This is a genomic window from Streptomyces sp. NPDC040410, from assembly GCF_055595715.1.
Window position 1 is genome coordinate 398,063 of sequence record NZ_JBVIVK010000006.1, and the last position, 10,541, is coordinate 408,603.

The 10,541-nt window shown below is 68.1% G+C and carries 11 protein-coding genes and 1 pseudogene; 4 read left to right on the forward strand and 8 right to left on the reverse strand.

Annotated elements, in window-relative coordinates; translation table 11 throughout:
• Window positions 1-94: 94 nt before the first annotated feature.
• Window positions 95-676: pseudogene (locus ACZ562_RS16185) on the forward strand (FAD-dependent monooxygenase); the annotation flags it as partial.
• A gap of 400 nt (window positions 677-1,076) precedes the next feature.
• Window positions 1,077-1,574 carry a lamin tail domain-containing protein gene (locus ACZ562_RS16190; RefSeq protein ID WP_471178759.1) on the forward strand — a complete coding sequence of 166 codons (498 nt, stop codon included), beginning with the start codon at window positions 1,077-1,079 and terminating at the stop codon, window positions 1,572-1,574.
• 324 nt (window positions 1,575-1,898) lie between these two features.
• On the opposite strand, the gene ACZ562_RS16195 is transcribed toward ACZ562_RS16190, so the two are convergent.
• Window positions 1,899-2,564, reverse strand: a complete 666-nt coding sequence (locus tag ACZ562_RS16195) for a maltokinase N-terminal cap-like domain-containing protein (protein WP_471178762.1) — start codon at window positions 2,562-2,564, stop codon at window positions 1,899-1,901.
• Between the two features lie 139 nt (window positions 2,565-2,703).
• The gene (locus ACZ562_RS16200; protein WP_471178764.1) at window positions 2,704-3,396 is read right to left on the reverse strand and encodes an aspartate/glutamate racemase family protein; all 693 of its coding nucleotides are present in this window, start codon (window positions 3,394-3,396) and stop codon (window positions 2,704-2,706) included.
• 146 nt (window positions 3,397-3,542) lie between these two features.
• On the opposite strand from ACZ562_RS16200, the gene ACZ562_RS16205 reads away from it, so the two are divergent.
• On the forward strand, window positions 3,543-3,671 hold the full coding sequence (locus tag ACZ562_RS16205) for a hypothetical protein (protein ID WP_471178767.1): 129 nt from the start codon (window positions 3,543-3,545) through the stop codon (window positions 3,669-3,671).
• Between the two features lie 221 nt (window positions 3,672-3,892).
• Window positions 3,893-4,561 carry a Type 1 glutamine amidotransferase-like domain-containing protein gene (locus tag ACZ562_RS16210; protein ID WP_471178769.1) on the forward strand — a complete coding sequence of 223 codons (669 nt, stop codon included), beginning with the start codon at window positions 3,893-3,895 and terminating at the stop codon, window positions 4,559-4,561.
• Window positions 4,562-4,871: 310 nt separating this feature from the next.
• Here the strand turns inward: ACZ562_RS16210 and ACZ562_RS16215 are convergent, their stop codons facing one another.
• The 6 genes from ACZ562_RS16215 to ACZ562_RS16240 form a co-directional block, all read right to left on the reverse strand.
• The gene (locus ACZ562_RS16215) at window positions 4,872-5,843 is read right to left on the reverse strand and encodes a DUF6282 family protein (protein ID WP_471178772.1); all 972 of its coding nucleotides are present in this window, start codon (window positions 5,841-5,843) and stop codon (window positions 4,872-4,874) included.
• A gap of 40 nt (window positions 5,844-5,883) precedes the next feature.
• Window positions 5,884-7,341, reverse strand: coding sequence for a diaminopropionate ammonia-lyase (locus ACZ562_RS16220; RefSeq protein ID WP_471178775.1), 1,458 nt, complete (start codon window positions 7,339-7,341; stop codon window positions 5,884-5,886).
• Window positions 7,342-7,946: 605 nt separating this feature from the next.
• A complete protein-coding gene (locus tag ACZ562_RS16225) occupies window positions 7,947-8,174 on the reverse strand; it encodes a hypothetical protein (protein WP_471178778.1) in 228 nt (75 codons plus the stop codon).
• 238 nt (window positions 8,175-8,412) lie between these two features.
• Window positions 8,413-8,640, reverse strand: a complete 228-nt coding sequence (locus tag ACZ562_RS16230; protein ID WP_471178781.1) for an acyl-CoA carboxylase epsilon subunit — start codon at window positions 8,638-8,640, stop codon at window positions 8,413-8,415.
• Between the two features lie 11 nt (window positions 8,641-8,651).
• Window positions 8,652-10,283, reverse strand: coding sequence for an acyl-CoA carboxylase subunit beta (locus ACZ562_RS16235; RefSeq protein ID WP_471178784.1), 1,632 nt, complete (start codon window positions 10,281-10,283; stop codon window positions 8,652-8,654).
• Between the two features lie 91 nt (window positions 10,284-10,374).
• Window positions 10,375-10,541, reverse strand: a 167-nt coding sequence (locus ACZ562_RS16240) for an acyl-CoA carboxylase biotin carboxyl carrier protein subunit (RefSeq protein WP_471178843.1), incomplete at its 5' end; no start/stop codon positions are given.

Consider the following 10,541-nt stretch of genomic DNA (forward strand, 5'->3'; position numbering starts at 1 on the left):
GCCTGCTTCCAGCCTGGCGGGCGGCGGCCTGCGGCCCCTGCGCGACCCGGCCACCGCCGACACCGACGAGAGGCGATGAGGGGGCGGGTGTCTCCCGCCGACCGGCGGGCAGGGGCTCAACCTCGGCATCCAGGACGCGTTCAACCTCGGCTGGAAACTGGCCGCCGAGGTGGGTGGCCGGGCAGCGGAGGGGCTGCTGGACAGCTATCACACCGAACGGCATCCGGTGGCCGCCGACGTGCTGGACAACACCCGCGCGCAGATGGAACTGCTGTCCTCCGAGCCGGGCCCCCGAGCGGTGCGCCGGCTGGTGTCGGAGCTGATGGACTTCGAGGAGGTGAACCGGTACCTGGTCGAGAGGATCAGTGGGATCGGGGTCCGCTATGACTTCGGCGAGGGCCACGAACTGCTCGGCCGCCGGTTGCGGGACGTGGGACTGAAGCGTGGTCGCCTCTACGCGCTGATGCGCGGCGGCCGCGGACTGCTGCTTGACCAGACCGGCCGGCTCTCGGTGGCGGGCTGGTCGGATCGGGTCGACCACGTCGTCGACGTCAGCGAGGAGCTGGATGTGCCCGCCGTACTACTGCGGCCGGACGGCCATGTGGCGTGGGTCGGCGAAGATCAGCAGGATCTGCTCAGCCGGCTGCCCAAGTGGTTCGGCGCTGCCGTCAGCTGAGCGCGCTGTGCCAGAACCTGGCCCTCGTCTACGAAGCCAAGCGGGCCCACGTTGGGCGTCGTGCGTGCCTGAGGCTCTGTTACGCACTTTCGGGTGAGGGGGGCGGACCGCTGCCGGTTGGGCGCCGGAACGCAGGGGCGGATTGGTCAGTACCTGCAACGCGATGCAGGCTGACGAGCCATCAACTCGGATCATCTACCGAATAAATGGACATTGCAGGCGAGAGTAATAGAAATGTAGGTGATTCGTAACACAGTGCGCATAGCGTGTTCACCTGCCGCAGTCGCGGCCAGGGTGTGAGCGAGCGGCCGACCGGCCGCCACCCGCACACCGCACGATCACTTCCCCCGCCGACTGGCGGGCTGCGAAGGGATCGGTGCCCGCACCTGCAGGAGGTCTTGTGTCTGCTTCCGTTGTGACCGCCCGCCGTCTGTCCGCCGCCCTCGCGGCCGTCGCCGTCCTGAGCGCCGGAGCGCTGCCGGCGTCGGCCGCCGGTCACCCCCGCCCGGGCCGCGCGGAGGTGGAGATCTCGGCCGTGCAGTACGACTCCCCGGGCCGTGACGACTTCTCCAACCGCTCGCTGAACCGGGAGTGGGTGGAGATCACCAACAACAGCCGCCGTGAGGTCAGCCTGAACGGCTGGACCCTGGAGGACGAGGACGGTCTCACCTACACCTTCGACCGCTACCGCCTGGAGGGCCGCTCAACGGTGCGTATCCACACGGGCTTCGGCCGCGACACCGAGACGGACCTCTACCAGGACAGCCGCGACTACGTATGGGACAACCGTTCCGACACCGCGACCCTGCGCAACAAGCGCGGCCGCTTCGTGGACGACTTCGCGTGGGAGGACGACCGGGGCCGTCACCACCACGGCGGCGCCAACCACCGGCGTTAGGACTGCCGGGCCGCCGACCGACGGCCGTAGATCGGGGCAGGCCGCAAGAGTCGGTCTGCCCCCTCCTCTTTGAGAACGCTGCGGGCGCTGGGCGGCCTGCCCGTCCCCGTCAATGGCGGGCTCGAACGTCTGCGATGTCCAACCGGCTGGGGCTGAACGCCGCCGTGGCGCACGGCCGGTCCGCGGCGTGAGCAGGGTCTCCCTGCGGTTCCCGCGCACCTGTCAGACCTCTGTCCTCGAGATCGAGCCGGAGGCGTTGAGAGCACGCACCTGACGCCGCCGGGCCCGCCCTCCTGGGCGGAGGACGGGATTCGACGACAGGACTCAGGCCTCAAGACCGGTGTGCAGGACGGCGAACAGCCCCTGTGCGGGGGTGCCATCCGCTGTGCGCCAAGAGCCGGCGACGTGGCCTGTCGCTCCCTGTGGAGGGAGAGGCCGGCCGACCGGGGCCGGCTGCAGCACCCGGTGCAGGCGGAGGGTCGTGCCATGCAGGACGGTCAGCTCGGTGCCCTCTTGGTCGTCGATGGCAGTGGTGGCGCAGTCGGCGGGACGGAGGCTGTCACCGGCATAGGAGCGGGTGACCTCCCGGTCGGGGGTGTCGCTGGTGCTCTGGGCCTGGGCCTGGGCCCGGCCCTCGATCAGGGCCAGCAACTGGGCGACCAGCACCGGGTCATGGCAGCCGTCGTAGGCCCAGCGCCGCCCCAGCACGCCATGCTCCATGGTGCCGACGAGGGCGTGCTCTGCCCCCTTGAGCGGGGCGCCGCGATAGGTGAGCGGCACTAGGTAGGTGCCCGGGTGGGAGCCGGAGGTGTCGGCGATCACGATGAACTCGATCCCGACCTCGCCTTGCGGATCGTCCAGCCGGAAGCCGCCTGCCTTGGCCAGCTCGGGTTCGCCCGCGCCGCCTCGGTACCACGGGCGGGAGGGGAGCCAGGAGGTGAGCAGTTCCAGCTTGGTGGGCTTGAGAGTGGTGCGATGGATGGTGGCCATACCCGAAGGGTCTCTTCCGTTGAGCGGATGCGAGCCCTACTACCCTTTCATCGGCGCGGCAGGGGCGGAACGGTTCGCGACTCGACAAGATCTACAGCCGCCCGCTGCCGCGGAGCGGGGCTTCCTGGTCCAGCCCCGACTACTGGGCCAAGGCCGCGTCAACGGCCGCCTCCGCGTGCAGCCGTGCCGTGGGGAAGACCGGCACAGGGCTGTCCCGCGAGCCGATGAGAAGCTCGATTTCGGTGCAGCCCAGGATGACGCCTTCTGCTCCCTCCGCAACGAGATCCTTGATGATCCTCTGGTAGGCCATGCGTGACTGTTCCCTCACCACGCCAAGACAGAGTTCCTCATAGATGACCCGGTGCACGAGCGCGCGCCCCTCGGCGTCCGGGACACGCACTCGCAGTCCGCTCGCTTCCAGGCGACCGCGGTAGAAATCCTGCTCCATGGTGAACGCGGTGCCCAGCAAGCCGACCCGGCGCACGCCCGCAGCCCGCACAGCATCCGCCGTGGCGTCGGCCAGGTGCAGCAGTGGGACCGAGACCGCCGCCTCAACCTGATCAGCAACCTTGTGCATGGTGTTCGTGCAAATCAGCACCATGTCAACGCCGGCCCTTTCCAGCGACTGAGCGGCAGTCACCAAGATCTCTCCGGCCTCAGCCCAACGGCCCCGGACCTGCAACTGCTCGATCTCTGCGAAATCCACCGAGTACAGCACGCACCTTGCCGAGTGCAGCCCGCCAAGCCGGTGGCGCGTGAGCTCGTTGAGCAGCCGGTAGTACTCCGCGGTCGACTCCCAGCTCATCCCCCCGATCAGCCCGATCGTTTTCATTTGCCGCCTCCTCGCCATCCGTCGATGGGGGAATGGTGCCGGAGCGTGAGAGCCAAAGCAATTCAAGAGCCTCTGAGGATAAGTCAAAGTATTGCTTATGGGTCAGTGGTGAAATCGGGGCCGTTCGGAAGCGCGGGGACCACAAAGTGGAGCGCTACCGCACGCCGCTCATCGAGGCACCCGGTTCCACGAGCACGGCCAGCGGCAGCGATCCACGGCGCTGCTGGCTGGGTGCCTTCCTCGGTGCCGAGTTCACCGCCCGCCGCCGGTGGTGAAGGGAGGCCTTCGGCGCAACCGTGCGCCTCGCGGCTTACGCCGGGCTATCGCCCGCGCCCCCTGACTCCCGCCGCGCGCACCTTCACGGCGGCCGGCCACCTCGCCCCCGTTCCTCATCGGTGAAGCCCGTTCCCCGTCCGCCTGATCGCGGCAGACCGCTCGCGCGCACTGCCCGATTCGGAGCGTTGCGTGCAGCCTTCAGTCGTGATTGTCTCGCCCGATGAAGCTTCTGCTGACGTCGAGCGGCCTGCGCAACGAGACCCTGCGGGAGGCACTGCGGGAGCTGTTGGGAAAGCCGTTCGACTCGGCGAACATCGTGTACGTTCCTACGGCGTCCTTCGCCGAGGCCGGAGACCACGGATGGTTCGTCTCCGACCTGAGTCGGCTGCACGGCCTCGGCTGGCGGGAGTTCGACATCCTGGAGCTGAACGGCCTGCCTCGGCAGATGGTCCTCGACCGGCTGCTGAACGCCGACGTCGTCTATGTCGAGGGTGGCAGCCACTACCACCTCGCGCGCAGCATCACCGGCAACGACCTGGCCGACGGCTTCCTGGAAGCGCTGGAGAGCCGGGTCTACGTAGGGGTGAGCGCCGGATCGATGATCTTCAGCCGGCATCTCACTGAACACTCCGCCGACGTCATCGGGGACGCCGCAGACCTGCACATGCTCGGCGCGACGACCGTGAAGCCGCCGTTCGGTGTCCTCGACTGGTATGTGAAGCCCCACCTGTACTCGCCGGATTTCCCCGAGCGGGACGACGCCTGGGCTGATCGCATCGTCGAGCGGGCTGACTTCCCGGTCTATTTCATCGACGACGAGACGGCTATTCGCGTCAATGACGACAAGGTGGACGTCATCTCCGAAGGCCGGTGGCGGTTTCATCCATAAGCTGCCCGTCCCACTCCAGGTGGAGCATGGTCCGCCTGCCGAGCGCCTCGCTGTACGGGCGGGCCCGCTTGGTCAACGACCGTTCTGAGATGAGGCGTTGCGAGCGGCGCATTCTTCGGCCGGCTCCGCACAGCCCTGGAGGGGACGGGAAAGCTGACGGGATGGGGCAACTGAGGTGACGTTAACCCCGGACGGAGAACTGCTCGCCACCGCCGGTGACGAGGCGGCAGGCGGCTGCCGCCGGGGCGTTTCCCCGGCGGGGCGATGACCCTGGCGGCGAGTGGGTGCAGGGCGTCACCAGGGGAGAGGATCAGGGACTGGAGATTTGGGGCGCACAGGGATCTTCGTTGAGTCGCCGCGCCCATGCAAGATCGTCCTCGCTCGGCTCTCTGCGCGCAGAGATGTCGAGCAGGTCGCCGGGATTACGGCTGATCATGGTCGTGATGTCGTCCTGGGAGACGCCCTTTTCGAACAGAGTCTGGGCGAAGACCCGCAGCGCTTCGTGGGGCATCGGATTGTGCCGCTGGCCGGTGTCGCTGACCAGGAGACACCGCGAGGCGCCGACACGTGACACCGCCTCGACGATTTTCTCCGGGGCGGCATACTGCCATGCCGGCGAGATCGTGCAGTAGCCGAACTCCGGCATCGCCCCGAGCCGGACCAGCTCCTCGATCGTCGGGATGTCGAGATTGGGGACCTTGAAGAATGGATGGGTCACGACGATCTTCTCCACCCCGACACTCCGTGCCTCCTTCACGAGGGCCACGATCTCCCGCGGGGAGAGGTGGCAGGTCCCGAGGATCGCACCGTACTGGGCCACCAGTTCAAGAACTTCCTTGACCTTGGCGTGCAGTCGGCCGCGTTCGTCGGTCACCCAGATGCCCTGTCCTCGTACGCCGCCGGCCTGGGAGTCGTAACCGCCCGTCCCCCCGTGGAGTTCGGCGTGGTAACCGGCGTCCACGGTGGGCATCCAGACCTCGACGCCCCCGAGACGCAGGGCTGCCTCGACTGCTGCCGGGTTTATACCCCCTACATAGTTGTTGAGGGTGATGCCACCGAACACCTGGATGTTCGGGACCGCGCGCTGCACAAGATAGGCCCGGGAGACAGTACTTTCGTGGTGGCACTTCAAAACGATCGACCGCAGGCCGGCGTCTCTTGCCGCGCGAGCGATGTCGAAGTCGTCCGCGAGGCGCGGAAACAGGTCCGGGAAGGGATGGCAGTGCATGTCGATCGCACCCTGGACATCGATCAGCGGACCGCCATATGTTCGTCGTGCCATGCTCGCTCTACCTCCAGATTCGTCGGGCAATACAGGGTTTTCACGCCTCTTGCGCTGGCGTGCCGTGAACGATGTCCGCGTAGGCCGCGGGGTCCGTTGCGCCTTCGGTGCACACGAGAAGGACGGAGGCGGAAGAATCGAGCCCGAGTGCGTCCCGACAGGAACGCGCTGCCCCCTGGGTCAGTTCCTTGAGACCGGCGAGCCCCGCAGCTCCTGTCTCTCCCGCCACCACACCGAAACGGGCCAGATCGCGCATCGCCTGGCGGGCAGCGTCGTCATCGACGGCGAGGAAGAGGTCGACACCGCCGGAGACGTCCGGCCAGGCGATGAAAGAGGGCGTGTCGCAGTTCAGCCCCGCCATGATGGAGGCGTGCGGACCGGGAATCGTCACCAGCGTGCCTGCCCGCTTCGACAGGAGGTTGCAGGCGGCCGCCAGAGGTTCCACGGCGACCAGGCGCGGTGCGGCCTCGGCGTCGGATGTCCGCCAGTGCCGGACCGCGGCACTGGCCAGTGCGCCGACGCCCACCTGCACCACCACGACGTCGGGTGTCCTGCCGCCGCACCGGGCGAGTTGCTGCTCGACCTCCTGGAAGATCGTGCTGTAACCACTCACCACGCTGTGAGGTATGTCCTCATAACCAGGCCAGGACGTGTCGGAGATGACCAGGCAGGTGTCGGAAGCCTCGCGTGCTGACCGGCGGACGGCATCTCCGTAGCCGCCGGCGACCACCTCGAGGTGAGCGCCTTCCGACACGATGGCTTCCGTACGCGCCGCTGCTGTATCCGCGGGCACGAAGATCGAGGCCTTGAGCCCGAGCCACCGGGCCACCCGGGCCACGGCGCGACCGTGGTTGCCGTCGGTAGCAGCGGCGAGCCGTTCGACCGTGGTGGTGGCCGCGACGAGTTCGGCGAGATCATGGACCGTTCGCCATGCGTCGTCGGTGAAGCCGCCACGCTCCTGCAGCGCGCGGTATGTGGCCCAGGATGCGCCGAGCACCTTGAAGGAAGGGAGGCCGAGCCGACTGGATTCGTCCTTGATCCACACCTGTCCGGTGCCGAGCTCTTCTGCAAGGCCTCGGGCGTTCACCAGAGGGGTGGGTGCGTAGCCGGGCAGTCGTTCGTGGAAGGGCCGAGACGGCCGGCTCGGTTGGGCGCGGTAGCCACGGGCATCCTGGTAGTGCCACGTCACCTGGGTCGGCGGAGCGGCGATCACAACTTCTCCCATGGCGGGATGGCACGGGCGGCTGCTGTGACCGGCTGCGGACCTGTCGGCCGGCGGGCCGGACGTGGATGAGGTGCTCAAGGAAGCCTCCATTGGTGGAGTCATGCGTGAGTGCGCCATATCGGTGGCAGAGGGGAGAAAAGCAGGGGAGCGACGAGCAGATACCGAAGGCACGTCAACTTGACTGCTGCGGACTGCAATTCGCTCATCTCGTAAGCATTGTCTGCGGTGTTGATGCACGAGGAAAAGCAACAATTCCTTGGGCTGAACCGTCATCACTGCTTACGTTTGCCCAAGAACGGGATCAGCCCGCCGCCGCTGACCGGCACCAGGACGGTGTCCAGGTCCAGCCCCAACGCCTCGGCGTCCTCGGCGATCTCAAAGCCCACGGCTTACGCTCGTCGTCGGAGCACAGGGTGTGGCTCCAGTCCATCGCCTCGCGCAGGGTCCGCTGCCGGGGGAGGGCAGCGCGGCTGCCCCCTGTCAGGAGTGCGAAGCGGTCCTCCAGACGCTCCAGGACCTGCGGCACGTTGAGCGTGCGCATCCTGGCGGCGGCGATCTCGATCGCCAGGGGCAGTCCGGGCGGTGTACCGGTCGTCCGACCGCCTCTGCGTTGTCGGCGGTGAGCGGGCAACCCGGCAGGACAGCGGCAGCCCGCGGTTCGAAGAAGGAGACCGCCGGGTACGCCGTGAGCTTCGTACGGGACCGGTGGCCGTCCGGCAGCGGAGTGGCCAGCGCAGGCACGGGGAAGACGTGCTCGCCGGTGACGCCGATCACCTGCCGACTGGCGGTCAGGAAACGCGGGCCGGGCGCCGGACGCAGCAGGACGTCCAGCGTCTCCGCGCAGGCGTCCACCAGGTGTTCGCACTTGTCCGGGACGATCAGCAGCCGTCTTCGACGGGCGTGTTCGGCACCATGTCGACGTGCCTCCGGCCGTTCTGGTTCTGCAGTCCCAGGTCGGCGGCGACGGTCTGGGCGAGGAGTCCCGGATCACGTACGGCGGCCAGTTCGGCCATGTGCACGCCGTCGGGGAAGGCTTGCGTGACCTGGCGCGCCACGCGCAGCGCCAGACGCGTCTTGCCGACGCCGCCGACCCCTGTCAGGGTCACCAGAGGTGAGACGGCGAGCAGCCGCCGCACCTTGCCTGTCTCGGCGCGTCGGCCGACGAACTGCTGAGATCGGCGCGTGTGCCGGCCTCGTCATGAACCATGCGCTTCCTGAGCCGGAACACCTCGGCCGCGTAGATGTCGACAGGCAGTTCCACAGTCGTGATGACCTCGCCCCAGTGGCGGGCGAGTACTCCCTGCTTGGGGGGAGGCTCGCCCGAAACCGGCGAACAGCCCCGTATCAGGTTGTCCTTCTTGGCAGAACAAGGCGGTTGCGGCTGAACCGGGCCGCGGGCGCGGGTCGCAGGCCGGCCGCGCGGTCGGCCCACGCGGACATGGGCGTGGGCCCCGGTGTGCCAGGCCGGCGATCCGGCGAGGCGGTGCCGTCCGTGCGGGCCGCGAGCACGGCTACGACAGCGGCGAGTTCCTCAGGAGTGGGCTCTCCGTACAGCACGGTGATAACGGACATCGTCTTGCTCCCTACAGGGGGATGTTGCCGTGCTTCTTCGGCGGCGGCGTCTCACGTTTGGTGCGCAGCGCCCGCAGACCGCTGACGAGGTACTCCCGGGTCCGCGACGGTTCGATCACGGCGTCGACATGACCGCGTTCGGCGGCAAGGCGTGGGGTGAGCAAGGCATGTGCGTACTCGACCATCAGCTGTGCACGCCGGGACTCCGCCGCCAGGCCGTCGGACCCGTCTCCCGCCTGCTCAAAGGGGTCCAGAATGCCGATGGCGTCCCGGGCTCCGATGGCCGCGACCTGGGCGGTGGGCCAGGCGACGCAGAGATCGGCTCCAAGCCCCTTGGGGCCCATCGCCTCGTACGCGCCGCCATACGCCTTGCGGGTGATCACGGTGATGAGCGGGACGGTGGCCTCCGCGTAGGCGTAGACCAGCTTGGCGGCGCGCCGGCCGATACCGCCGAGTTCCTGAGCGGTGCCGGGCAGAAAGCCGGGGGCGTCGACGAAGGTGAGCACAGGGATGTTGAAGGCGTCGCACGTGCGGATGAAGCGGGCTGCCTTCTCGGCGGCATTGATGTCCAGGCAGCCGGCGAGATGGAGCGGTTGGTTCGCGACAACACCGACGGGCCGGCCCTCGACCCGGCCGAAACCAGTGATGACATTGGGCGCGAACAGCGCCTGGACGTCGATGAGTTCGCCGTCGTCCAGGACACACTCGAGGAGCCGCCGCATGTCGTACGGCTGGTGCGCAGTCTCGGGGATGATCGTGTCGAGTTCACGCCCCTCGGTGAGGGTGTCCCACTCGGCGGCCTCCTCCTCCGGGTAGGCAGGCGGGTCCTCCAGGTTGTTGGAAGGCAGGTACGACAGCAGGGTCCTGAGGTGATCGAATGCGTCCTCCTCGCTGTCCGCCAGGTAGTGCGCGCTTCCCGAGACGGTGCTGTGGGTGCGTGCTCCGCCCAGTCCCTCCCGGCCGATGTCCTCGCCGGTGACGGCGTTGACGACGTCAGGGCCGGTGGTCAGCAGGTGCGAGTTCTGGTCGACCATCACGACGAAGTCGGTGAGCGCCGGCGAATGTGTCGTGCTGCCTGTGCAGGATCCGGTGACGAGCGATATCTGCGGGATGACGCCCGAGGCCCGGGTGTGGCGGCGGAAGACCTCACCGTACGTGCCCAGGGTTGCGGTGCTGTCCTGCGTGTGCGTACCCGCGGAGTCGTGGATGCCGATGACGGGGCAGCCGGTCTTCAGCGCGAAGTCGATCGCGGTGACGATCTTCAGGGCGCCGGCCTCGCTCAAGGCGCCGCCCAGATCGGGGCGGCCCAACGCGAAGACCGCCACCGGGCGACCGTCGACCGTGCCGTAGCCACAGACGGCGCCTTCGCCTGAGGCACGGCCGGCCCCCGGCACGGAGGTGGCCGGAAAACTCCCCAGGGACTCGTTCAGCTCCACGAACGAGTCCTCGTCGAGCAGTTGCTCCACCCGCTCGCGGGCGGTCACCTTGCTCTCGCCTTCGGTCGCCGGTGTCCCGGCACGGGCGCCGACACCGGCGCCCCGTGCGACCCCGATACGGCCGTGTGCGGCGGTCTCGTCGATGAGCCGTCGCAGTTGCGCCGACTGCTGGGCGGTGACGCGGCCTTCGGTGGCAGCCACCCTCATCGGTGTTCCTCCTGCTCCTGTACGTGTGGTGGGGACCTGAAGTCGTCGTGGGCGCCGCGGCACCTTGTCTCGCCGGCTGCTGTGGGGCCGCTCACAAGCTGATCTTGCAGAGGGCTGCGCCGGAGGTGACGGAAGCACCGACTTCGGCATCGAGGTCTTTGACCGTGCCGGACTTGTGCGCGTTGAGCGGCTGTTCCATCTTCATCGCCTCGAGTACGACGATCAGGTCGCCTTCCTTGACTTCCTGGCCCTCCTCGA